Origin of the sequence: Rhodococcus rhodnii NBRC 100604, assembly GCF_001894925.1 — a bacterium.
Taxonomy (GTDB): domain Bacteria; phylum Actinomycetota; class Actinomycetes; order Mycobacteriales; family Mycobacteriaceae; genus Rhodococcus_F; species Rhodococcus_F rhodnii.
Map to the genome: position 1 here is coordinate 80,133 of NZ_BCXD01000011.1, position 24,426 is coordinate 104,558.

At 68.9% G+C, this 24,426-nt stretch carries 20 protein-coding genes and 1 pseudogene; 7 read left to right on the top strand and 14 right to left on the bottom strand.

Annotated elements, in window-relative coordinates; genetic code table 11:
• Positions 1-3 precede the first annotated feature (3 nt).
• The 3 genes and pseudogenes from RR1_RS10075 to RR1_RS10085 all read right to left on the bottom strand — a co-directional run bounded on the left by RR1_RS10075 (position 4) and on the right by RR1_RS10085 (position 5,639).
• Positions 4-1,488: an NAD-dependent succinate-semialdehyde dehydrogenase gene (locus RR1_RS10075; RefSeq protein WP_010839761.1), complete on the bottom strand. Its 1,485-nt coding sequence runs from the start codon at positions 1,486-1,488 to the stop codon at positions 4-6.
• Positions 1,485-4,389: pseudogene (locus tag RR1_RS10080) on the bottom strand (FAD-binding and (Fe-S)-binding domain-containing protein). Before RR1_RS10080 ends, RR1_RS10075 begins: the two are co-directional and overlap by 4 nt.
• The gene (locus RR1_RS10085) at positions 4,386-5,639 is read right to left on the bottom strand and encodes an aspartate aminotransferase family protein (RefSeq protein WP_010837438.1); all 1,254 of its coding nucleotides are present in this window, start codon (positions 5,637-5,639) and stop codon (positions 4,386-4,388) included. The pseudogene RR1_RS10080 and the gene RR1_RS10085 overlap by 4 nt, the downstream one beginning before the upstream one ends.
• A 123-nt stretch (positions 5,640-5,762) precedes the next feature.
• Here RR1_RS10085 and RR1_RS10090 point away from each other — a divergent pair, with 123 nt between their 5' ends.
• From RR1_RS10090 to RR1_RS22300, 3 genes are all read left to right on the top strand, one after another.
• Entirely contained in the window at positions 5,763-6,119 is a 357-nt protein-coding gene (locus RR1_RS10090; protein ID WP_010837437.1) for a hypothetical protein, read from the top strand.
• Entirely contained in the window at positions 6,116-6,685 is a 570-nt protein-coding gene (locus tag RR1_RS10095) for a DUF3558 domain-containing protein (RefSeq protein WP_010837436.1), read from the top strand. The genes RR1_RS10090 and RR1_RS10095 overlap by 4 nt, the downstream gene beginning before the upstream one ends.
• Positions 6,686-6,769: 84 nt before the next feature.
• Positions 6,770-8,191, top strand: coding sequence for a hypothetical protein (locus RR1_RS22300; protein ID WP_010837435.1), 1,422 nt, complete (start codon positions 6,770-6,772; stop codon positions 8,189-8,191).
• Between the two features lie 25 nt (positions 8,192-8,216).
• Here the strand turns inward: RR1_RS22300 and RR1_RS21935 are convergent, their stop codons facing one another.
• A complete protein-coding gene (locus tag RR1_RS21935) occupies positions 8,217-8,891 on the bottom strand; it encodes a hypothetical protein (protein ID WP_143153788.1) in 675 nt (224 codons plus the stop codon).
• A 126-nt stretch (positions 8,892-9,017) separates the two neighbouring features.
• Here RR1_RS21935 and RR1_RS10110 point away from each other — a divergent pair, with 126 nt between their 5' ends.
• The gene (locus tag RR1_RS10110; protein WP_040772514.1) at positions 9,018-10,337 is read left to right on the top strand and encodes a T3SS (YopN, CesT) and YbjN peptide-binding chaperone 1; all 1,320 of its coding nucleotides are present in this window, start codon (positions 9,018-9,020) and stop codon (positions 10,335-10,337) included.
• 68 nt (positions 10,338-10,405) lie between these two features.
• On the opposite strand, the gene RR1_RS10115 is transcribed toward RR1_RS10110, so the two are convergent.
• The 7 genes from RR1_RS10115 to RR1_RS10145 all read right to left on the bottom strand — a co-directional run bounded on the left by RR1_RS10115 (position 10,406) and on the right by RR1_RS10145 (position 17,468).
• On the bottom strand, positions 10,406-11,314 hold the full coding sequence (locus RR1_RS10115; RefSeq protein WP_072713629.1) for a carbohydrate ABC transporter permease: 909 nt from the start codon (positions 11,312-11,314) through the stop codon (positions 10,406-10,408).
• A gap of 12 nt (positions 11,315-11,326) precedes the next feature.
• Positions 11,327-12,262 carry a carbohydrate ABC transporter permease gene (locus RR1_RS10120; RefSeq protein ID WP_040772477.1) on the bottom strand — a complete coding sequence of 312 codons (936 nt, stop codon included), beginning with the start codon at positions 12,260-12,262 and terminating at the stop codon, positions 11,327-11,329.
• A 25-nt stretch (positions 12,263-12,287) separates the two neighbouring features.
• Positions 12,288-13,175 carry a phosphodiesterase gene (locus RR1_RS10125; RefSeq protein ID WP_010837327.1) on the bottom strand — a complete coding sequence of 296 codons (888 nt, stop codon included), beginning with the start codon at positions 13,173-13,175 and terminating at the stop codon, positions 12,288-12,290.
• Positions 13,176-13,229: 54 nt separating this feature from the next.
• Positions 13,230-13,976 carry a tyrosine-protein phosphatase gene (locus RR1_RS10130; RefSeq protein ID WP_010837328.1) on the bottom strand — a complete coding sequence of 249 codons (747 nt, stop codon included), beginning with the start codon at positions 13,974-13,976 and terminating at the stop codon, positions 13,230-13,232.
• A gap of 14 nt (positions 13,977-13,990) precedes the next feature.
• Positions 13,991-15,352, bottom strand: coding sequence for an extracellular solute-binding protein (locus tag RR1_RS10135; RefSeq protein WP_010837329.1), 1,362 nt, complete (start codon positions 15,350-15,352; stop codon positions 13,991-13,993).
• Positions 15,353-15,369: 17 nt separating this feature from the next.
• Entirely contained in the window at positions 15,370-16,488 is a 1,119-nt protein-coding gene (locus tag RR1_RS10140) for an ABC transporter ATP-binding protein (RefSeq protein WP_010837330.1), read from the bottom strand.
• A 149-nt stretch (positions 16,489-16,637) separates the two neighbouring features.
• A complete protein-coding gene (locus RR1_RS10145; RefSeq protein WP_238558947.1) occupies positions 16,638-17,468 on the bottom strand; it encodes a MurR/RpiR family transcriptional regulator in 831 nt (276 codons plus the stop codon).
• Positions 17,469-17,537: 69 nt separating this feature from the next.
• Here RR1_RS10145 and RR1_RS10150 point away from each other — a divergent pair, with 69 nt between their 5' ends.
• The gene (locus RR1_RS10150) at positions 17,538-18,548 is read left to right on the top strand and encodes an MsnO8 family LLM class oxidoreductase (RefSeq protein WP_010837332.1); all 1,011 of its coding nucleotides are present in this window, start codon (positions 17,538-17,540) and stop codon (positions 18,546-18,548) included.
• A 19-nt stretch (positions 18,549-18,567) separates the two neighbouring features.
• Here the strand turns inward: RR1_RS10150 and RR1_RS22870 are convergent, their stop codons facing one another.
• The 3 genes from RR1_RS22870 to nhaA form a co-directional block, all read right to left on the bottom strand.
• Positions 18,568-19,263, bottom strand: a complete 696-nt coding sequence (locus RR1_RS22870; protein ID WP_238558949.1) for an acid phosphatase — start codon at positions 19,261-19,263, stop codon at positions 18,568-18,570.
• Positions 19,182-19,709: a hypothetical protein gene (locus RR1_RS22875; RefSeq protein ID WP_010837334.1), complete on the bottom strand. Its 528-nt coding sequence runs from the start codon at positions 19,707-19,709 to the stop codon at positions 19,182-19,184. Before RR1_RS22875 ends, RR1_RS22870 begins: the two co-directional genes overlap by 82 nt.
• Positions 19,710-19,817: 108 nt before the next feature.
• Entirely contained in the window at positions 19,818-21,611 is a 1,794-nt protein-coding gene (gene nhaA, locus RR1_RS10160) for a Na+/H+ antiporter NhaA (RefSeq protein WP_051111086.1), read from the bottom strand.
• Between the two features lie 370 nt (positions 21,612-21,981).
• Here nhaA and RR1_RS10165 point away from each other — a divergent pair, with 370 nt between their 5' ends.
• Positions 21,982-23,421, top strand: a complete 1,440-nt coding sequence (locus RR1_RS10165) for a dicarboxylate/amino acid:cation symporter (protein ID WP_010837337.1) — start codon at positions 21,982-21,984, stop codon at positions 23,419-23,421.
• A gap of 11 nt (positions 23,422-23,432) precedes the next feature.
• Entirely contained in the window at positions 23,433-24,386 is a 954-nt protein-coding gene (locus tag RR1_RS10170) for a GTP pyrophosphokinase (protein ID WP_010837338.1), read from the top strand.
• The last annotated feature ends 40 nt before the right edge of the window (positions 24,387-24,426 follow it).

Here is a 24,426-nt window from a genome sequence, read left to right on the forward strand (position 1 = left end):
TCGTCAGCCTTTCGGGATCGCCAGATACTTGTATTCGAGGAACTCGTCGATACCGATTCGCCCGCCCTCGCGGCCGAGCCCCGACTGCTTCACCCCGCCGAACGGTGCCGCGGGATTGGACACGAGGCCGGTGTTGAGGCCGACCATGCCGACCTCCATCCGGTCGCTCAGCCGCAGTGCCCGGTCGATGTCCTGCGTGAACAGGTATCCGACGAGCCCCCAGTCGGTGTCGTTCGCGACGCGGACGATGTCGTCCTCGTCGTCGAACGGATACACCGCTGCGACGGGGCCGAAGATCTCGGTCGACGTCATCTCCGAGGCGAGATCGACATCGGTGAGGACCGTCGGCGCGTAGAAGTAGCCGCGTCCCGTCGCCGGTTCGCCGCCGAGCGCGACACCGGCCCCGCGCTCCACCGCGTCGGCCACGAGCCGCTCCACCTTCGCGACGGCCGCCGCATCGATCAGTGGTCCCACGTCGGTCCCGTCGTCACGGCCGTCCCCGACCGTGAGCGCACCCATCCGCGCCGCGAGCTTGTCGGTGAACTCCGCTGCCACCGAACGATGCACGTAGAACCGGTTGGCCGCCGTGCACGCCTCACCCATGTTGCGCAGCTTCGCGACCATCGCACCGTCGACGGCCTTGTCGAGATCGGCGTCGGCACACACGATGAACGGTGCGTTGCCGCCGAGCTCCATCGACGTCCGCATGACAGTCGTCGCAGCCTGCTTCAGCAGGATCTTGCCGACCTCCGTCGAACCGGTGAAGCTGATCTTGCGGGCGAGACCACCCTCGAGCCAGGGGCCCACGACACCCGCCGCGTCCGTCGTCGTGACCGTGTTGAGGACGCCCGGCGGGAGCCCGGCCTCCTCGAGAATCGCGGTGAGTTTCAGTGCGGTGAGCGGGGTCTGCGGCGCCGGCTTGAAGACCATCGTGCAGCCCGCCGCGATGGCAGGCCCGATCTTCCGGGTTCCCATCGCGAGCGGGAAGTTCCACGGCGTCACCAGCACACACGGCCCGACCGGCACGCGATCGACGATGATGCGGTTCTTCCCGTCGCCCGTCGTCGTGGTGTCGCCCGAGATCCGCACGGCCTCCTCGGAGAACCACCGGAAGAACTCGGCGCCGTACGTGACCTCGCCGCGCGCCTCGGCGAGCGGCTTGCCCATCTCGATCGTCATGATCTTGGCGAGATCGTCGGCGCGGTCGAGAATCAGTTCGTAGGCGCGGCGCAGGATCTCGCTGCGCTCGCGCGGAGGGGTCCGGGCCCACTCGTCCTGCACGCGGGCCGCCGTCTCGATCGCGCGCTGTCCGTCGTCGGGACCGGCGTTCGCGACGGACGCGACGGCCGTTCCCGTCGCCGGGTTCTCGACGTCGAACGTCGCACCCGACGACGCCGGCGACCACTGCCCGTCGATGTAGAGCTCGGTGGGCACGCTCGGCAGTTCACGGGCGTACTGCATTCGGTCGCTGTCGGTCTCGGCGGTCATCGCTGGGCCTTCCGGGTGGTGTCGTCGCGCGGAGTGGATTCGTCTGCGCGGGGATCGAGGATCTGGGCGAGATGGACCGAGTCGCGGCCGGGATCGAGGTGACGGACCTGCATGTGACACGAGAATCCATCGGTGAGCACCTGCGCGGTGTCGGCTCGCAACGCGGGTGCGAGAGCCTGTTCTGCGACCTTCATGCTCGTCTCGTAGTGCTCCTTCTCGAAGCCGAAATTGCCGGCCACACCGCAGCACCCGGTTGCTTCGCGGACACGCTCGACGCCCACCGCCTTCAGCGCCGCGCGCTGCGTCGACGCCCCGAACGCGGCGTACTCGTGGCAGTGCGTCTGGACCGTCACCGATTCGGGGACGCTCGTGGTCGGGCGCCAGCCGTCGCCGGTGAGCCGGACGACGTGATCGGCGAAGCTGCGCACCCGGTCGGCGACCCGGCGCGCCGCGTCGGTGTGGACGAGTTCGGGCAGATCCTTGCGCAGGGCCGCCGCGCAACTGGGTTCGAGCACCACGATCGGGCGGTCGGTTCCGTCGTCGAGAGCCGCCGCCGCATCGGCCAACAGCGAACGCGCGGTGTCGAGTTGGCCCGTCGAGATGTAGGTCAGGCCGCAGCACGCGTCGGCGCGGCAGTCGGCGCTCTGGTCGGCGTCGCCGAGCACACGTCGCGCGGCATCGATCACCTCCGGACGGAACGCTCGGGTGAACGTGTCGGCGAACAGGACGACGTCCGCATCCGCCACGCGGTCGCCCACCGCGCGCCGGACCTCCTTGCGCGAGGCGAAGCGCGGGAGTTCCCTGGCGTCCGTCAGCCCGCCGAGTCGTGCACCGAGTTTCGCGAGAGACGGCATCGCGGCGAGCCGATTGACGAGTGGAGCCGAGCGCTCCACGAGCTCGAGCCATCGGGGCAACCACCCCAGCGAATAGTGCGAGAGCGGGCGGCGGTGCGTCTCGTAGTAGTGGTGATAGAACTCCGACTTGTACGTCGACATGTCCACCCCTACCGGACAATCCGTCGAGCATGCCTTGCACGACAGGCACAGGTCGAGCGACTCGCGGACGTCCTCGCTGGCCCAGCCGTCCGCGACGGTCGGTGCGCTGCGCACCATCTCCTGCAGCGCACGGGCACGTCCCCGGGTCGAATCCTTCTCGTCGCGGGTGGCCCGGTAGCTCGGGCACATCACGCCGCCCGTGTCCGCGCGGCAGCGGCCGACACCGATGCAGCCCTGCACGGCGTGCACGAAGTCCGCGACGGGGACGGGCCGGCTCGGCGTGAGATCGAAGCTGGTCTGCCACTCCCGGGGACTGACGCCGTCCTGCGAGAGGTCCGCCGTCAGCGGTCGCGCGTCGACGATCTGGTGTGGGTTGAGGATGCCCTGCGGGTCCCAGATCCGCTCGAACATCGTGAACGCCTCCATCATTCGTGACGAGTACATGAGCGGGAGGAGTTCCGAGCGTGCGCGGCCGTCGCCGTGCTCGCCGGACATCGATCCCCCGAACTCGACACAGAGCTGCGCGGCACGGCGGATGAACTGCGCCATCGTGTCGCGGCCCTCGGGTGTCCGCTGATCGAAGTCGATCCGGATGTGCATGCACCCGGCACCGAAGTGGCCGTAGAAGATTCCGGTGAGCCCGAACTCGTCGAGCAATGCGGTGATCGCGAGGAGGTAGTCGGCGAGCCGCTCGGGCGCGACGGCGGAATCCTCCCAGCCCGTCCACGATTCGCCGCCCTCCTCGAGGCGGCCCGACAGACCGGCACCGTCCTCGCGGACGCGCCACAACGAGGCGCGTTCGGCTGGGTCGTCGACCTGCCGGGCGTCGACGACGCGGCCGTCGGCACGCAGCTTCTCGAGCAGCTCGTCCCTGCGCTCGCGGACCTGGCCGAGGTCGTCGCCGTCGAGCGAGACGTACAGCCAGGCCTCGCCGTCCGGGAGTCCGACGACGGCGTCGGCGCCCCGCCGCCATCGCATCGTGTCGACGATCTTGGAGTCGATGCCTTCGAGTGCCGCCGGTTGGTAGCCGAGGATCGTCATCGTGTCGCGCGCGGCGTCCACGATGTCGCTGTACCCCAGGCACAACAGGATCGCCGCAGGCGGAACGTTCACGAGGGCGACGGTCGCGGCCACCACGATCGCGCACGTTCCCTCGCTCCCGACCAGCGCGCGCGACGTCGAACCCGTTCTCGGGCAGCAGGTTCTGCAGATGGAAACCGGACACCTGACGCGGGATCCTGCCCAGTTCGAGCCGGAAGTCCGCGAGATACTCGGCGGTCAGCGCACTCAGCTCGTCGGTGAGCCGCGCGGCTTCGTTCGCTGCCTCGGCGTCGGCCGGGTCGGTCGCGTGGATTCCGGTGCGCGTGGCCGTGACGCGGTGGCCCGACGCCGTCACCAGGTCGAGTGCGACGACGTGATCGGACGTCCGGCCGTAGCGCACGGAGTGATTCCCGCAGGCGTCGTTGCCGATGGCACCGCCCACCGTGGCGCGCGACTTGCTCGACGGGTCGGGCGCGAACGTCATCGCACCGTCCGACGCCGCGAGAATCTGTGCCTGGAGATCGGTGAGCACGATGCCCGGCTCCACCACGGCTGTCGACCCCTCGTACGACAGCACACGGTTCATGTACCGGGAGAAGTCGAGGACCACGCCCTCGCCGATCGCGTTGCCCGCCAGCGAGGTTCCGCCACCGCGCCCGACAACCGGCATACCGGCCGCACCGCACGCCCGGACGACGGCCGCCACGTCGTCCGCCGTGCGCGGGAAGACCACTCCGTAGGGTGGAACGCGGTAGTTCGAGGCGTCGTAGCTGTACTCGGCCCGGCGACGCGGCGACACGTCGAGTTCGATGCCCGCTGCGCGCAGTGACGCGACCAGATCGGCGGGTGCGGTGGTGTCCGTCAACCGAGCGCCACCTTCATGGCGGCGCCGATGCGCTCGAGACCCTGCGCGATCTCGGTGTCGCTCACGTTCAGTGCGGGAATGACGCGGACGACGTTGCCGTAGCCGCCGCACGTGAGCAGCAGCAGGTCCTGGTCGATCGCCGCCTGCTGCACACCGGCGGCGGCAGCGGCGTCGGGTTCGCCGTCGGCCGTGAAGAATTCGAGTCCCTGCATGAGACCTCGGCCGCGGACGTCCGCCAGGCCGGGGAACTGCGTCTGCAGGTCGCGGAGACCTGCATTGAGCTGATCGCCTCGGGCTGCGGCGTTCTCGACCAACTTCTCGTCGCGGATCACGTCGAGGGTGGCGACGCCCGCCGCAGCGGCGACGGCGTTGCCGCCGTAGGTACCGCCCTGCGATCCTGGCCACGCCTTGCCCATCGTCTCGGCGGAGGCGGCGATCGCGGAGATCGGGAAGCCCGAGGCGATGCCCTTCGCGGTGATGAGGATGTCGGGGCTCGCCGCGGACCACTGGTGTCCCCAGAACTTTCCGGTCCGGCCGACGCCGGCCTGCACCTCGTCGAAGATCAGCGCGATGCCGTGCCGATCGGCGCGCTCGCGCAATCCTTCGAGGAAGGCGACCGGGGTCGGCAGGTAGCCACCGTCGCCGAGCACGGGTTCGATGAGGAACGCCGCGGTGTCGGCGGGCGTCGAGATCGACTGCAGCAGATAGTCGAGTTCCTTCAGCGCGAACGCGACCGCCGTCTCCTCGTCCCAGCCGTAGCGCAGCGCGTACGGGAACGGGGCGATGTGGACGCCTGCCATGAGCGGCGCGAATCCGGAGCGGAACTTGGTGCCCGCCGTCGTCAGCGACGCCGCGGCGACGGTGCGGCCGTGGAAGCCACCGTGGAACGCGATGATGTTCGGGCGTCCCGTCGCCATGCGGGCCAGACGGACGCAAGCCTCGACGGCTTCGGCGCCCGTCGTGGCGTAGAAGACGGAATCGAGCCCGGCAGGGAGGTATTCGCCGAGCCTCTCGGTGAGCTGCAGCAACGGCTTGTGCATCACGGTCGTGTACTGGGCGTGGATGATCGAACCGACCTGCTCACGTGCGGCCTCGACGACGCGCGGGTGGCAGTGGCCGGTGCTCGTGACGCCGATACCGGTCGTGAAATCGAGGTAGTCGCGGCCGTCGGTGCCGTGAATCCAGCTACCGAGCGCATGGTCGACCACCACTGGGGTGGCCTGCTTGAGGACGGGGCTCAGGGTGGTCATGAGTACCCATGGTCATCGGCAAGTCGTCGATTGTCAACAATCGACAGGGGGTGACGGCGACTTGTTGAGCCCCTTCGCGAGCACCCACACCGCGGAGCGACGTCACTCTCCCCGAGCGCTAGAGTGCTCTCCGACGACCAGACCGAGGGGGATCACGTGTCGGAACTGAAGCTCGATGAGGGCACCATCGAACAATGCGTCGCCATCTGCGATCGGATGCTGGACAAGCTGATGCTGGCTCGAGGGCGCGCTTCGGTGACCCTTCGCGCCGATGGTTTCGGCACTCTCCCATCGGCGCTCCAACTCGCTGCAGGGTACGAACGAAAAGCGCAGGAGGTCGCTGAGACCTTGAACCACTACATCGCCGCCGTGCGCGCGATGCGTGAAGCGTTCGAACAAGGTGGGTTGGCCTACGCCGATGCCGATAGTCGAGTCTCGAGCGTATTGCGGAGCATCGACAGCGGTGGTGGTCGGGCATGAGCCGCAAGACCCGGGCAATCGCACTGCTTTCCGCCTCGATGATGCTCAGCGCAGCATGCTCGACCGAGGCCGAAACGCCTGGCGCTGACTCATCGGCGGAGCGACCGCTCCCCACGGAGGCCGATGGTGCCGAAAGCCCACAACGCTCCGAGATCGCATTCGATCCGTGCTCCGATATCCCTTCGACGTTGCTGGGGGAATTGGGCTACGACCCCGGCACTCAGGACACGTCGAAGTTCGATCCCGGCAACTACGAATTCCGCAGCTGCATGTGGCTTTCGATCTCTCGGCAGTATTCGCTCGGCGTCATGGCAGGGAACGTGACGTTTGCGGAGGAACAGGCCAAGAACGCAGCGTATTCCACCGCTGTCGATGTAGCGGGCCGAGAAGCGATCATCGGCAACGAGCCGGCGGAGAACGACACTTGTTTCGTCTCGATGCGTACCGACTTCGGGATCGTCATCGTCACCCGAATCGACTTCGACCTGCCGATGGAAGGCGCCACACCCGAGCAGCGTTGCGACGGCATCATGGCCGAGGCGGAGGCGATCGAGGCACTGCTCTGAGCTCCGAGTACGCGATGCCACCGAGACCTCGGTAGGATCCACCGACACGGGGAGCGTCACAAGATCACCAAGGGGGATCGATCCATGTCGGACGACAAAAACACCGGCCAGCCGAATACTCCGTACTACGGGGCGCCGACCACGTTCGACATGCCTACGCGAGGCGCTTCGGCGCCGCTCCCGCCCGACCTCACACCGAGTCCCGCACCGACTGGAGTCCTGCCCGACTCGGCACACTTCTCACCGGCCAGCGCAGGCCCCGACGACGGGCTTCGCTCGGATGCCGCGCTGCTCGCCGAACGTTCGCATCTCGAACACGATCCCGCATACATCGGGGACGTCGAGAACTACAGCGCGATGGAACATGCCGACCTCGTCGCCCACGTTCAGGCGATCGACACCGGCGTCATCGGCGCACTCGGCGACGCGTACAAGCAACTCTCCGCCGATCTCGACATCGCCTGGGACGTCCTCGCGCTCCGTCGCATCCTCGGCGATGGCAGTTGGACCGGCGACGCGGCATCCGCTGCAGAGTCGGCGCTCGCCACCTTCGGTTCCGAGGTCAGCCGTCTCAACGACGCACTCAACGGCGTCGGCCTGAAGCTCGACTACGCCGAGTCCACCGCGTCGGCCACGAAGATCGCGATGCCGCCGGTCCCCGAGGTCGTGGGACACCCGCTCCCCCTGGATGCATCGACCTACGCCGCGCGCCAGAAGCAGGCAGAAGGCGCCCGCCTCGAAGCGGTCCGGATCATGACGACGCTCTACGCACCCGGCTACGTCTCCTCGGGCTCGTCCGTTCCGTCGATGCCCAGGCCCAGCGAGATCGCTGGCCCCGGCAGCGGTGGCGGTGGCGGCATGGGGTCGCCCGGTGGATTCGGCGGCGGCAGTGGTGGTTTCAGCAACGGCACCGGGCAGCACTCCGCTTCGTCGACGCCGACCGACGCAATGCCGGCAGCCGACGACGCCGCATCCACCCAGGCCGCATCCGCAGACGGCGCCCCTGCCGGCACCCAGCCTGCGAGCGCAGGAGGAACTGCGCCCGGCGCCGCCACGACATCCGCCGCGTCGTCCCCCTACGCGTACGGTGCCACTCCTTCAGGAACCTCCAACGGCACAGGAACCTCGAACGCGCAAGGCGCCGGAATCTACGGAGGCGGCGGTCACGGATCCGGCGGTGGCGGTGGCTTCGTCGGAGGTGCGGCGGGAGGCGGCGGCGCACGTCGCTCGAACGAACGCGAGGCTCCGAGTGCGGCGTCCGGGGCCATCCCGGGTGCTGCGGCGGGCGCAGCCGCCGCAGCAGGCGCGAACATGGCGAAGTCGGGTATGGGACTCGGCCGTCCAGGCACGGGAATGGCGCCGATGATGGCGGCGGCACCGGGCGCCCGCGCCAACGGCGCCGAGGACACGGAACACGAGACCCCGAGCTACCTCGTCACAGTGGAGAACGGCAACGAATTGGTCGGCGAGATCGCACCCGTCGCTCCCCCGGTTCTCGGAGCCTGACGGCGATCGCAGTACGAATCTGCTACTACGGCACCGGCTTTCCCCGTAGCGCCTGCAACCGACGCACGAACTCCTCGTCCGCGAACGGAATGACGATCGCCGAACCGTCCGAGGCGACCTCCGGCCCCGCCAGACCGCGCCGGGCCACCCTCGACAGCAACAGACCACCGAGCGTCGCGAAGAGCGCCGTGAAGAACCCGATCGACGCCAGACCGAGGTACCCCTCATTGCCGTTCAGGATCACCCCGACGAACGCGAGCGCACCCGCCGCGGCAGCCACATAGAGCGTCCAGGCCGCGACACGCCACCACCTTCCCTGACCGAGACATCGCTTGCACCGTGGCCATTCGAGAGTCGCCTGGAACACTGGCCCGGCGTTCCTTGCATGCTCGATCGCGTCCGCCATACCGAACAAAAGGTGGTTGTGCAGCGGCTTGCCGCTTGCGTGGTCGGGGTGATGGGAAAAGGCCATCACGACAGGACGGTCCACCTCTGTTCGGCCGTGGTTCGCACACACCGACGGCAACTCCTCGGCGGCCTCGAGCATCGTGTGTGCCAGTCGGTCCGCCAACTGCGGAAAACGCTGTGGCCCCAGTTCACGCCGTCGCACCGCGAGGTGCACGTTCGAGTAGAGAATCTTCCTCCCCATGCGGGCAGCGTATGGTGCCGCGACGCGAGGCGGACGACCGGAATCGACCACGCCCGCCTACGTCACAACGCTGCACCGTTCGGTGCGTCGGCGAGCGTGTGTCGGCGGTCGGGTTTATGTTCGGTGCACAGGTTCGAGGGAGCACGAGTACCCGACCCGATCACGAGGGGGTTCGACATGCCCACACCGTTCCCGTCGGAGTACGACGGCCACGTCATGGCGTCCTGGGTCGACTTCCGCTCGGCTCTCGCCGAGTTGGTCGCCGAGATGCACGAGGACGACCTGCTCACGCTCGATCCCGTGTGGGAGACTTTCCCGACGGACCGCGGTGTGCAGTGTTTCTGCTGGTCGGAGGGCACTATCCGACTCGAGATCCCGTCGAACCACTATCTGACGTTCGAGGACAAGCTCACCGTCGACGACGAGCAGTGGCTCGTCGACGCGGGCCTGAACCCACCGTCGGGGCGGCCGGGCTCCGCCGGCGACGGCTCCCCCGCGTTCTGGCTCGACACGGCGCCGCGCTACGCCGACCGGATCGCGGACATCGCGGTCCGCGTCCTGCGCGACCTGTGGGGCATCCCGCACCCGGCCTTCGTCAAGGCGAACACCCCTGGTTCCTCTCGCGCGCTCGATCTCGCGGCGCCCGCGCCCACCGAGTCCCGCGGGTTCGGGTTGACGGTGCCGACGCAGCCGGAGTCGCCCGCCGACCTGCGCAGTCTGCTCATCGACACCCTGTCCGACGGCCTCGACTTCCATATCGACCTCGACGGTGACGGCGACCCGGTGCTGCGGCTCAACGGCGGAATCGTCCACATCTGGCCTGCCGACGACGAGCCCGCCGTCCAGGTGTTGACGACCCTGCTGCGCGGTGTGACCGACCGCTCCCGCATCGTGGAGCCGCTGAGCGAGTTCAACCGGACCCACCGCTACTTCCACGCCGAACTCGTCGGCGAGAGCCTCGTCGTCCAGCACACCTTCCCCGCGGCACCGTTCGTACCGCAGCATCTCGTCGACGTCCTCGCGACGCTGTCGGGGATCCTCGACACCGTCGACGACGACTTCGTCGCCCGCTTCGGCGGACGTTCGGCGCGGATGACGACCGACCACGAGTGCGAGGACGACGAACTCCCCGAAGAACTCGTACACCTCGCCGAACTCGACCCGGAGGGGTCCGGTTTCCTCGACATCGAGACCGTCCTCGACGTCTGCGGTCAGAACAAGGCGACACTGCAACGCTTCATCGAGATCGCGCACGAGCAGGAACGGTCATGGCTCGACAACGCCAGGACGGCGATCACGCAGGCCGAGCCCGACGAGGCAGCATCGTGCCGTCACGAAGCGGACGGCTGGGCCAACACGACGAAGGCGCTGCAGCGCGCACTCGCGTTCGTCTCACGCCACCCCAGCACGAACCGGGTCGGCCAACCGCAACTCGAACTCTTCTCACCACCCACCGATCCCACGCTGTTCGACGAGTGGGAGATCGACGAGGAGTAGGCGGCTTCGCCGCTCGTGCGTGAGTTTCCGGCCCCTGCACGGGAAACTCACGCACGAGCGCGCAACGCCTACTTCAGACCCGACCGGACGAACGCGTCGACGACGTGGCGCTGCAGGAAGATGTAGATCAGGAAGATCGGCAGGCACGCGAGACCCGACGCCGCCATGACCGCACCCCAGTTGTTGCCCTCGGCACCCATGAAGCTCCGGATTCCGATCTGCACCAGCGCGTCCGAGTTGCGCAGCACGAGCGACGGCCACAGATACTCGTTCCACGCATTGATGAACATCATGATGGACAACGCCGCGAGGGCCGGCTTCATGTTGGGCACCACGACCTTCCACAGCGCCGCCCACGATCCCTGCCCGTCCATCTCGCTCGCATCGAGCAACTCCCGCGGGAACGCCTCCATGTGCTGGCGCAACATGAGGACGCCGAACGCCGAGCACAGATTCGGCAGGACGACGCCGGCGATCGTGTCGAGCAGACCGATCTGCGAGATCAGCAGATAGTTCGGGATCATCGTGACCTGGAACGGCACGAGCCAGGACCCGACGAAGATCATGAACAGCACGTTCTTGCCGAAGAACTGCCACCGCGCGAACGCATACGACGCGAGCACCGCGACGAGCATCTGACTGACCGTCAGCACGAGCGCCATCCCGAAGGTGTTCAGCATCATCGCGCTGATCGGGATCGTGTCGAAGACGTACCGGAAGTTGTCGAGACTCAGCGGCCACGGGATCGGCGACGCGGACAGGGCGTCCTCGGGCCCGCGAAACGCCGTCGTGTACATCCAGTACACCGGAAAGACGCTCACGAGCGCGACGACGGCGAGGACGAGGTGCCCAGTGGCGCGCCGCGCGGGAAACACCCGAACGCGACCGCGCGGTGCGGACGTAGCGACGGATTCCGCCGCGTCACCGCCCGTCTCGGCCGGGGCGCCACCGGGCGGATCGAGTAGAACGAGGGCCATCGTGACTCCAGATCAGTTGTCGTAGAACGCGAGTTTGTCGGACACCTTGACGAACACCACCGCGATCGCACCGAACACGAAGAAGAACAGCGTTCCCGCGGCCGCCGAGAGTCCCGCGTCGAAATTGCGGAATCCGAACTCGTAGAGCAGGTAGTAGATGTTGTTCGACGACCCGCCCGGACCGCCCTGCGTGAGGATGTCGATGATCGGATACGTCCACTGCGCGCTGAGCAGGATCGTCATGAGCGCGAGGAAGACGAGCGTCGGCGACAGCAGCGGCAGGATGATCCTGCGCGTGATGTACCACGGCTTCGCGCCGTCGAGCGCGGCCGCGTGCGAGTAGTCCGGGCTGATGCCGGCCATTCCCGCGGACACGACGAGCACACCGAACCCGAGCAGCTGCCACCCCACGACGGCGACCACACCCCACAGCGCCATCGACGGCGACCGGAAGACGTCTCCCATCTCGTGACCGAAGGTGGCCGCGATCCGCGGGATCACGCCGTCCTCGGCGTTGAACAGCCATCGCCACACCGCACTCGACGCCACCGGGGTCACGAGGAACGGGACGAAGATGAGCGCCTGATAGATCGTCTTGGCACGTCCCGACACTCGCGTGCTCAGCAGGGCGATGACGACGGGAAGCGCGAGCGAGAGCACGAGGAAGGCGGCGATGTAGACGAGCGTGTTCCCGACCGCCTGCCGCAACTCGGGCAACGCCACGACCTCGGCGTAGTTCTGCAGTCCGACAGGCGTTTTCGACGACGTCGGGATCATGTTCCAGTCGTAGAACGACAGCTGGAACGTCTCGACGAGCGGCTTGTACGTCCACATGACGAGCAACGCGACCGCGGGAAGGAGATAGAGGTACGGGACGAACGCGCCCGCCCGCCGCCGGCGGCGATTCGGCGGCGCGGATGCGCCCTGCGAGTCGCCGGCCGGTCGCACCGGAGCTTCGATGAACACGGGCTGCCTACAGGGCGGAGGCGAGCGCGGCGTCGCGCTCGTCCGGCGTCATGGCCGCGAAGCGTCGCAGCTTCTCACCGGACATCTCGTAGAGCGTCTCGGCGTCCTCGAGCGGAACGACGGTGTGCACCACGCGGTCGGAGTACACGTGCACCATGTTGAACGCCCGCGCGCCGTCGACTCCGCGCATTCCGTCGTCCGCGGCGAACAGGTCCTGCGTGTAGCAGGTGGCCGCCGCGACGGACACGGGAACACCCGCGAACGTGCTGGTCGTCGAGTAGTGCAGGTGACCGCCGAGGACGCCGCGCACGTCGGTTCCGGCGATGACGGCCTCGAGCCGGTGCTGGTCGGCGAGTTCGACGTACTCCAGAATGTCGAGCGTGCTGGGGATCGGCGGGTGATGCAGCGCGACGAGGGTGCCGTGCGGCGCGGGCTCGTCGAGAACCCCACGGAGCCAGTCGAGTTGCGCATCGGTGATCTCGCCGTGGTGCTCGCCGGGCACGGTGCTGTCGAGCACGACGATGCGCAGCCCGTCGATGTCGTACACCGCGTCGACGGACTCCTGGGTGGGCTCGGCGTCGAGCAGGCCCGCCCGGAACGCCGGCCGGGCGTCGTGATTGCCCATCACCCAGATGACCTCGGCGCCGATGCGTGCGGCGGCGGGCTCGACGATCGCACGGAGCCGCGCGTAGGCGTCGGGCTGTCCCTCGTCCGCGAGATCACCCGTGAAGACGATGGCGTCGGGACGCTGGCCCGAACGCTCGAGCCGCTCGAAGAGTGCGGCGAGATGCGAATCGCTGTCGACCTTGTCGTGCAGGCGTCCGTCGTTCTCGACGAAGTGGGTGTCGCTGACGTGAAGGACGTAGTGGCTGGGTGTTCCGTGCTGGCGGCTCATGGAGATGGTCCTTTCGAATGTTCCGGGGTGATCGCTGTCGTCGGGCGACAGCCGTCAGTGGGTGAGAGCGGCCCGGAGGCCGGCGAGTTCCGGCTCCGTCATGCCGTGGGCGCGGAGGTAGCCCGCCGCGTCGCCGAACCGCAAGCGGATCGACTCGAGTGCGCCGAGCATCACGGGCGCGGGACTCGACGCGACGATCTCGGTGAGGTCGATCGGCGAATCGGGATACTTCGTGCGGAAGGCGGCCGTCATCGCGTCGGCCCACTCCCCCGCGAGCATGATCTCGCTCAGCGCGTAGTCTGCGGCGACGTCGCGGTCGCTCACGCCGACGGCGGACAGCGCGAGTGCGACGACGAGGCCGGTGCGGTCCTTGCCCGCGGTGCAGTGGACGACGACGGGGCCGTCGGCGTCGGCGACCATGCGCACCGCATCTGTGAGGCGAGTGCCGTGCTCGTCGAGGATCGTGCGGTAGAGCGCGGCGAGATCGAACCCGCCGTCGGCGGGAAGCGCGAGCGCACCGGCCTTGCCGTACACCGAGTGATGGACGTAGCGGCACCCGACGTCGCCGAGTGCGTCGGGAGCGGAGACGACCTCCTCGTCGTCGCGCAGATCCAGCACGAGGCGAACGTCGAGGGCGCCGAGCGCCCGTCGGCCGTCGTCGCCCAGCGCGTGCAGTGCGTCGGCGCGGAGCAGGCGGCCCCAGCGGGTCACGGCGTCGCCGGCGCGGTAGCCGCCGACGTCGCGAAGATTGTGGACGCCCACCAGATCGTGACGGCGGGTGGGGGGAAGTGCGGTGGTCATCGTGGACTTTCGTGTCAGGAGATCAGCTGCTGCGCACGCTCGGCTGCGGCGCGCATCGTGGCCTCGGGGTCCTTGCCGTAGAACACCGACTGCTCGATCGCGTCGGCGAGCACCGTGTCGACCTGGACGTAGGAGTTGCCCGGGTAGGACGTCCACGGCTCCATCGTGTCGAGCTGGTCGAGGTTGGGGCGCACGACCGGCAGCGAATCGACCCAGTCCTTCAGGGCGCCACCGTCTTCGGTGAGCGAGGTACGCAGCGGCAGGTAGCCGATGCCGGTCGAGATCTTCTCGTAGGCGTGATCGCTCGTGAGGAACGAGATCAGTTCCCACGCTGCACGCTGCTCGGCGGGGTCCTGCGAGAAGACGAAGAGGGCGGAACCCGAGTTGGTGGGGACGGCGTCCTTGCCGTCGAAGGCGGGCATCGCTGCCGCCCGCAGTTCCCAGCCTCCCGCGTCCGCGGCGGCGAGGTAGGAGCTCTGCAGTGCGGAGGTCTGCAACTGAATTGCGCTCTGCCCCTTACCGAAAGACTCCATCATCGTCGCCGACGACGCGTTCTCGAGGACGCCCTCGTCGTACAGCTCACGCAACATGTGCACCGCGTCGAGCGAGTCGTCGGACGCGAACTCGATGGTCTCGCGGTCGTCGGAGAGCACCGCGCCGCCCGCCGACCGGAACAGACCCTGCATGCACCAGTTACCGCCCTTCACGGCACAGCTGACCGTGAGCGCGGGACGTCCGAGGTGTTCGGTTGCCGCGCGTGCGGCGTCCGCGACGGCGTCCCACGTCGAGAGGTCCGTGTCCGTGGGCAGGCCCGCGGCCTCGAGGACCGACGCGTTGTAGAACAGCACGGGGGTGGAGAACACGTACGGAATCCCGACTGTCGTTCCCTCCCAGTCGGCGAGGCCCGCCGCGTTGGGGTGGAACGGGTGCTCACCACCGAGGTGCTCGTCGACGACGTCGGCACCCGCGATGGCGTCGACGGGGACGGCACCGAGCTCGTTGACCGTGAAATCGAGTGCATCGAAGGTCAATTGAGCGACATCGGGTGGGTTTCCGGCGAGCAGCTGCGTCTGGACGCTCGACGCCGTCGCGCCGTTGTCGGTCGAACCGCCCTGCGTAGGCTGGGCCTGCACGGAGATGTTCGGGTGCTGCGCCTCGAACTCGTCGATGAGCGAGTGGACGGTGTCGCTCCACGCGCCGGCCTGCAGCAGGTTGTAGGACTCGAAGGTGATCTCGACCTGCTGATCGGCCGAGAGTTCCGGGACCGGGTCACCCGAGCCGGTCGCGGCCGTGGTGGTCCCGGTGGCGCATCCCGCGGTCGCGAGGACGGCCGCCGCGGAGAGCGCGGTGAGCACCGTACGAACGGTGGTGGACATGCGGAGAACTCCTGAGGTCAGGCGCCCGCGAGAGCGTGGGCGGAGACGGTGTCGGGGACCCAGTCGAGGCGGCGCCCCGATGTGCGGTCGAAGAGATGGAGGTCGGTGAGATCAGCGGTGAGGACGACATGCGCACCCACGTGGAGACCGGTCGGCCTGCGGCCGCGGAACGAGAGCGTCGTGCCCGTCTCGCCGACGACGCAGTGCGCGATCTCCTCGGAACCGAGATTCTCGAGCAGATCGACGACGGCGTCGAATCGCACCTCGTCGTCGGGCTCGGCGATCCGGAGATGTTCGGGACGCACCCCGAGCACGACGTCGCGCCGCTCGGTCTCGCCGTGCCACAACGGAGCTCGCACTCCGGGGGCGTCGACGACGACGCGCTCGGAGTCGGCTGCGACGTCGCCGTCGAGCAGGTTCATCGGCGGGCTGCCGAGGAAGCCGGCGACGAACACGGACGCGGGGCGGTCGTAGACCTCCTCGGGCGTGCCGATCTGCTCGACCTTCCCGCCGTCGAGGAGCGCGATCCGTGTCGCCATCGTCATGGCCTCGACCTGGTCGTGCGTGACGTAGACGAACGTCGCGCCGAGCCGGCGATGGAGCGCGCCGAGTTCGCGGCGCGTCGCGGTGCGCAGCTTGGCGTCGAGGTTGGAGAGCGGCTCGTCCATGAGGAACGCGCGTGGGTTGCGCACGATCGCCCGGCCGACCGCGACGCGCTGACGCTGCCCGCCCGAGAGTTCCTTGGGCTTGCGGTCGAGCAGGTGGTCGATGTCGAGCTGCCCTGCGGCGTCGCGGACGCGCTCCTCGATCTCGGCCTTGTCGGTCCGGCGAACACGCAACGGGAACGCGAGGTTCTTCTGCACCGACAGATGCGGGTAGAGCGCGTAGTTCTGGAAGACCATCGCGACGTCGCGCTGCCGCGACGGCGCATCGGTGATGTCGACGTCGTCGAGGAGGATCGATCCGCTCGTGGGTCCGAGCAGCCCGGCGATCATGCGCAGCAGAGTCGTCTTGCCGCACCCGGACGGTCCGAGCAGAACGAGGAACTCACCGTCGTCGATGTCCATCGAGATGCCGTCGACGGCGGCGACGTCACCGTACTTCTTCGTCAGTTCGCGAATGCGAATGCTGCCCATGCAGACTCCCGCTGAAACTCGGTTACCGAATCGATCTCGGTTTCGGATATTCGTTACATCCCTAGTGAGCCAGTCGAAAGTGAACGATCACCGAACGCCCGGGGGCGCAGTGGTGATGGTTGCCGTAATAGGCAAACCTCCTGCGCTTGTCAGGCGTCCGTCGGATCGATCAGCGCGGCAACGGTTTCGATGGAGCGCGCGTCGTCGGTGACGTCGAGACACACCTGCGCGAGCGCCAGAAGGAATGCAGTCTGGATCACCGGCGCAGACACGCTGTGCCCGCTGTAGGGTCCGGCACCACCGCCGACGACGAGCGGGTGATCGGCGAGGCGAGCGAGCCGCGACCGGGGATGCGCGGTGACGCCGACGACGACCGCGCCCGCCGCGCACGCCGCCTCGGCCACCTCCACCGTGCGCGGGTTCAGGCCCGTGTCGCTCACCGCGACGAGCACATCGCCGTCGCCGAGCTGCTGCGCGAGGACCTGCTGGAGGATCGCGTCCGTCGGTGCGTCGACCCGCCGGCCGCTCCCGAGCATGCGCACCGCGAACGATGCCGCCGCGGGCGCCGACCCGCCGTTGCCGACGACGAGAACCCGCTCGGCCCCGCGCACGGCGTCCACGGCACTGCCGAGGGCGTCGTGCGAGAGCGGTGAGAGCGAGCCGGCGAGATCCGACGCGACCTCGCGGACGATCGTCTGGACGAGCAGCGGTCCGCTGCGCTCGCCCGCCTCCGGATCGTCGCCGTGACGCGACCCGAGATCGCGCAGCAGCAGCATGCGAAGTTGCTGGAAGCCGCCGAAGCCGAGGTTCTGGCACGTGCGGACGACCGTCGCCGTCGAGGTCCCGGCGGCACCGGCGAGGTCCGCCGCGGAGAACCACGCGACCTCGTCGGGACGGTCCAGACACACCTCCGCGACGCGGCGTTCACTCGGGGCGAGAGCGGACAGCCCTGCCCGGATGCTGGAGACCACGGTCCCCACCGGCGGGACCTCGGAGCGCGGAGTCATAGGCTCTGGACTAACACACCCGGGTGAACGGAGGACGATCGAATGCGAGTATCCGTGGTGGATCTGGGCGTCGTGACGCCCGGCGAGTCCGAGGCGGACGCACTGGCCGCGTCGCTCGAATTCGCCCTCGCAGTGGAGCAATTCGGGTATCGCCGGATCTGGTTCGCGGAACATCACCTGAGCCGGATGGGCGCCGCGCACCATCCGGAACTGCTCATCGCAGCGGCGGCCGCGCGCACGTCACGGATCCGGGTCGGATCGGGGGCGGTGCTCATGAACCACTACAGCCCGTTCAAGGTCGCCGAGATGTTCCAGCAGCTCGAATCGATGTTTCCGGGCCGCATCGACCTGGGCATGGGCCGTGCCACCGGTGGCCCCGTCGTCGACATCGCGATGCAACGCGACCGCACCGCGCGCCAGGCGGTCGACCACAGCCAGCAGGTCCTCGAGGCCCTCGCGTGGCTCGGTGGCCGGTTCCCCGCGGATCACCCGTTCGCGGGCAATCCCCTCGTCGCCGGCGAGCACACGACACCGCAGCCGTGGCTGCTCGGGTCGAGCCCGTCGAGCGCCGAGCTCGCGGCAGCACTGGGAATCGGCTACACGTTCGCGGGGTTCATCGCACCGGCGGCCGCCACCAGTGCGCTACGCAGGTACCGAGAGGCGTTCCGTCCCACCGAGTTCGGCCCGCAGGAACCGCGCGCGATGCTCGCCGTGAACGTCACCGTCGGCGAGGACGACCGCGACGGCGCCCGCCTCGCCGGCTCACCGAAGGGGTACTACGCACGGCTGCGGACGCAAGGCGGCCACTCGCTCGTCCCGCTGCCCGAGGAAGCCGAGCGCGAGCTCACCGAGCAGGAACGGGCCGAGCCGACGACGATCGCCGACGGCCGGTGGCCGCGATTCGTCGCAGGCTCACCCGCCACGGTGCGCGCGACGATCGAGCAGATGGCGGACGAGTCCGGGGCCGACGAGGTCATGGTCCAGTCGATGATTCCGCGGCTCTCGGACCGCATCGAATCGCACCGCAGACTGGCCGAGGCGCTGATCGGCTGAGCCTCCCGTCGTGCCGGTATCAGCCCCGCGCGGCGAGCGCCTCGTGCGCGGCGACGAGGTCGATGCGCAGCCAGCCGCCGTCGGGGCCGGCCTCGTCGAGCGGGTACCCCGCCTCGATCGCCGTATCCCGAAGCACCTGGAGCCGCTCCTCGACGCCGAGGTCGGGTGCCGCGGTACGCAGCAGGACGGCGGCCTCCGCGGGGATGTCGTTCACGAGCGACGGGTCGACCTGCTCGAATCCGTAGGTCATGTGGTCGCGGTAGAGGTCGCCGTCGGTCAGCGTGTACGGCACGTCCGACGCCGCGACATCGGCGAGCGGTGCGCCCGCTTCCGCTTCGAGAACGGCGCGCACCTCGACGGCCGCCTCGTCCACGAGCCGTGCGAACGCCGGGTCGGCGAGGCGATCGGCCGCCGCGGCCTGGCCCATGATGCGCCCGCCCATGACGTCGAGCGGGTAGTGAACGCCGAGCACGACCCTGCTGTGCCCGATCTCGGAGGCCCGCGCCAGCAGCTGCGGTGCGAACTCGGGAAGCATGTCGGCGAGCAGGATCGCCTTCCAGTAGCCCTGATTCGTGTGACCCGACGGGTAGGAGCCGCTGCCGGCGACGTCGGCGTACGGGTCGGCGCCACCGCTCACGCCGTCACCGTGATAGCGCGTGATCCGCTCGGGCGCGACCTCGAACGGACGCGGGTTGCTCCAGAACTGCTTCTCGATGAGCGTCGAGTTGGCGACGAGGCCCGCGCGGCCGAGGTAGCCGTCCAGCAGCGCCGCGACCTTCGGCAGCCGGCCGCCCGCGAGCGCGTCGCGGAAGATGCCGCCGAGGCGTTCACCGAGCGCGTCGTGAGCGATTCGAGGCGATCGTGGTTGTCGTCGAAGAGCGCACGTGCCTGCGTCTGCGCGTCGGCCGCGTTGTTGACCTCCACGACGTGATCGAGGTTGCGCGCCAGGACGTCCGGTCGGCCGTCGCGCAGCGCCGTGAAGCCGTCGAGGATGCCGATGTAGGTGCCGCGGGCGGGGAGGTCCGACGGGTACGGGCCGACGAGCTCACCGAGCTCGAACGGTGCCGGGGCGGGCGGCTGCGCGAACGCCGCAGGGGACGCGAGTCCCACCGTCAACGCCGCCGCGATGCCGACGACGGCGACTCCTCTGCGCAACCTCATCCGCGGACCCTTTCGCTCGCTGCTGCCCTCATGGTGGTGTCTCGTCGTGAAGTTAAGCCCGTGAAGCGTCGGGAATGCAACGCATCGGTGAACATTCGTGTCGAGTCGTCAGTGACGCAGCGCCTCGAGCGCCCGGATCAGCGACGCCGCGTCGAAGGGCCAGGTGTGCAGCGCCATCTCGCCGTGCGTCCGCCCGACGTAGAACGTCGGTGTCACGGCGAGGTCGCTCGTGGCCGCGTCGAGCCGATCGTCCTCGACGCGGCTCGCGAGCGCGCCGTGGCGCAGCTCGCTCTCGAAGCGGTCCATGTCGAGCCCGAGGTCCTCGGCGTAGTCGTACACGTCCTCCTCGGTCAGCGCGTCGCTGTGCCGGAAGAGCTGATCGTGCAACTCCCAGAATCGCCCCTGTTCTGCCGCGGCCTCGGCCGCCTCGGCGGCGAACCGCGCGTGCGGATGCTCGTCGTCTTTGGGCAGATGCCGGAAGACGTAGCGCAACGAGTCGCCGAAGTGCGCCCGGACCTCCCACATGCTGCCGGTCGCCTTGCTGCAGAACGGGCACTCGAAGTCGCCGTACTCGACCAGCGTCAGGGGCGCGTCCACCGGCCCGCGCACATGATCGCGCTCGGGATCGACGGGGCGCAGCAGGTGCGTTCCTGCATCGGCGACGGGCGGATTCAGGCGTTCGTCGATCCGGAATATCGCCCACGCGAGCGCCGTCGAGAGGATCGCGGCGACGAGCACACCGATTCGCGCGTCGTTCGCGGCGGCGGCGTCGTCGACGGCGAGCTCGACGATGAACAGCGAGATGGTGAAGCCGATGCCCGCGAGCGCGGCGCCGCCGAGCACGTGCCCCAGCGACAGGCCGGGTGGCAGCACACCCCACCGCGTCCTGACCACGAGCGCCGTGGCGCCCGCGATGCCGACCAGCTTGCCGACGACGAGCGCGAGCACGATTCCCCACGTCAGCGGCGATCCCAGCGCCTGGCCGATCGCTCCCCCGCCCACCACGATTCCGGCGTTCGCGAGCGCGAAGATCGGCACGACGAGATACGACGTGTAGGGCCGGTAGAGCCGCAGCAGCCGCTCGTTCACCGACACCGCCTTGACGACGGCGAGCTGCGCGGACCGCGCATAGTCCGAGTTCGGTGACTGCCGGAACGCGCGCGTGACCTCGCCCGCGTGCTCGACCTCGGCACGCCGTGGCGGATACACCGGGAGGATCAGAGCGATGAGGACGCCCGCGAGCGTCGGGTGGACGCCGGACTCGAAGAACGCGAGCCACGTCGCGGCCGCCACCAGGAAGTAGGTGACGCCCCGCCACACCTCGAGCCGCCGCAGCTGCCAGATCACCGCGAGCCCGACGGCGCCGAGCGCGAGCGCCCGCAGGTCGAGATCGTCGGTGTAGAAGACCGCGATGATCGCGAGGGCGCCGATGTCGTCGGCAACGGCGAGGGTCAGGACGAACACCCGCAGTCTCGCACCGCGCTTCGGCCCGACGAGTGCGAGTGCGCCCAGCACGAACGCCGTGTCGGTGGACACGACGACCCCCCACGCCTGCGCCTCGTCGCCGGACGGGTTGACGAGCAGGAACAGCAGAGCCGGCAGCGCAAGCCCCGCGATCGCGGCGACGACGGGGACCGACGCGCGCGAGCGGTCGGTCAGTTCGCCCATCGCGAGTTCACGTTTGACCTCGAGTCCGACGACGAAGAAGAACAGCGTCATCAGCGCGTCGTTGACCCAGTGTTCGAGGTCGAGCGCGATGCCGTGGTCGGCGATCGTGATCGCGAGTTCGGTGTGCCAGAAGGTCTCGTAGGAGTGGCCGATGTTCGCCCACACCATCGCGACGAGCGTCGCCGCGAGCAGGACACCGGCCGCGAGCTTGTCGTCGCCGGCGATCGCCGCCAGTCGTCATCCGCCCTCCTCGATCGGCGTCAGACTAACCCTGCGCGGTGCGTACGCGGCGGCGGCCGGACAACGGCGGTGGGGTCAGCAGGTCGGCGCTGCCGGCACATCCCGATCGGGCCGGACCGAATCGGACAGGCGTAGGCTCGCGCCGTGCTCATGTTGACCAGTCGACGCTTCGTCGACCTTCGCCTGCAGGCGAGCGCGATCTGTACGCGCTTCGCGTGACGGCGCGCCCCCACATCAGCATTCTGCACAAGAGCATTCCGCTCTCGGGCGCCTGATTCGCCGATCGCGCACACGGCCCTCCCTCGCTCACGCGACTCCTGATGCGTGCGGCCGATCGCCGCGCGCCGCCTCGAAAGGCACACCCATGTCCGGCACATCCGTGTCCCCGCGCGCCGAGAAGCCTCGGCGCATCCCTCGATGGCTCACGCGGTTCGGTCCGCAGATCCTCCTCGGCCTGATCGTCGGCATCGCGCTCGGTCTCGTCGCCCGCGCCCTGCCCGACGCCGCCGACGGCAGCGACAACTGGCTGATCGGCACGCTCGGCACCCTCGGTTCCAGCTACGTCAAGCTGCTCACGGTCGCCGTCGTGCCGCTCGTGTTCACGGCGATCGTCAGCTCGATCGCGAATCTGCGCGAGGTCGCGAACGCCGCGCGGCTCGCGGTGCAGACGCTGCTGTGGTTCGCGATCACCGCGTTCGCCGCGGTGATCGTGGGCATCGTCATCGGGCTCGTCGTCCGGCCCGGCGATCACACCGGCGTCACCGCCGCGGCGGAGAGCACGCCCGCGACAGCCGGTTCGTGGTGGGGTTTCCTCACCGGTCTCGTCCCGAGCAACTTCCTCGGGCTCGGCGCCAAGACGACGATCACCGACGCCGGTGCAGCCACGACGTCGCTGAGTTTCAACATCCTGCAACTGCTCGTCGTCGCCGCCGCGATCGGCATCGCCGCACTGAAGGTCGGGGAGAAGGCCGAACCCTTCCTGACGTTCAACGCGTCGCTGCTCGCGATCGTGCAGAAGGTGCTGTGGTGGATCATCCGGCTCGCGCCGATCGGCACCGCCGCACTGCTGGGCAACGCCGTCGCGAGCTACGGCTGGGACGCGATCGGGTCGCTCGGCTGGTTCACCGCCGCGATCTACCTCGGTCTCGCGATCGTGTTCTTCGTGATCTACCCCGTCCTGATCCGCGCGCACGGCCTGTCGATCCGCAGCTTCTACTCGGGCGTGTGGCCCGCGACGCAGCTCGGCTTCGTCTCCCGCTCGTCCATCGGGACGCTCCCGCTCACCCAGCGCGTGACCGAACGCAATCTCGGTGTGCCGCGCGCGTACTCGTCGTTCGCCGTGCCCCTCGGTGCGACGACGAAGATGGACGGATGCGCCGCGATCTACCCGGCGATCGCCGCGATCTTCGTCGCCCAGTTCTACGGACTGAACCTGACGATCACCGACTACGTGCTCATCGTCGTCGTGTCCGTGGTCGGCTCCGCCGCGACCGCCGGGACGACCGGCGCGACCGTCATGCTCACTCTCACACTGTCGACACTCGGGCTTCCGCTCGCCGGGGTCGGACTGCTGCTCGCCGTCGAACCGATCGTCGACATGGGCCGAACCGCAGTGAACGTCACGGGGCAGGCGCTCGTCCCGACGATCGTCGCGAAGCGCGAAGGCATCCTCGACCGGGCCCGCTACGACGCACCACGGAACGGTGATCCGTTCGACGACAGCGACGTCGACGGCGAACCCGAACGCGACGCGGACCCCGACACCGGCACGGATCGCCGAGAGAGTACGCCCGTCACCGCGTAGCCTTCGCCAGTGTGACGACAGCACGGCCCGGTATCGATCGCCTCGTGGCGCAGCTCTTTCGTGCGCGCAATCGGTACTGGGCCGTCGCCGTCGTCGCGGCGACGGCATTCCTCGAATCGATCGCCGACGAGGTGCTCGAGGACGACGACCGCGACCGGCTCGACGCCGGGACCTCGCGGATCAAGAAGCGCAGTCGCGCCGCCGACAAGATGCGGCGCAAGGTCGCCGAAGGGGTCTTCGACCCGCCCGAGACGCCCGAGGACGTCGAGGACGCGCTGCACGACCTGGTCGGCATCAAGGTGCTGTGCAAGAGCCCGCGCGACCTCCGGGCGTTCACCGAGGCCCTCGAGCGCGCCTGCACGACGCCCGACGCGTCGATCCGTTTCGCGATCCCGCCCATCGACTACGTGACCGCACCCAAGGACAGCGGCTACCGCGCCTACCACGCCGTGATCGTCGTCCCCGTCTCCACCAATCACGGCGACCTCGCCATCAAGGTCGAGGTCCAGGTAAAGACCCGGCTGCAGGACGCGTGGGGCGAACTCACCCACGAGGACATGTATCGGCCCGGTGAAGCCCTCAAGGCCGACCCGGTGCACGAGGACTACGCGCGGCGGATGGCCGACCTGCTCGCGACCGTCGACGACATGGCCGACACGCTCGCGCTCGAACTCGACTCCAAGACCGGCGCCGAACCGAGCATCCCCGTCCGGGCGGACGTCGACACCGAGCCGGAGCAGACGACGATCGCCCACGTGACGCGGACCGGGCCGAAGTACGCGCTCGCCGTCGGCCCGGACGGGCGGCGCGGGCTGATCCCCGCGAAGGCGGTGCGCGATCTGCTGGGCACCTCCGACCGAATCCGGGTCAGCGACCACATCGACGTCGGCGACCGGCTCGCCGTCGTCGTCGACGAGACCCCCGACGCGCTCTACTATCACCCACTGTCGCTCCCCGAACACTGAAGTCGCCCCTGCAACGCCGAAATCCCAGGTGGAAGCCGTC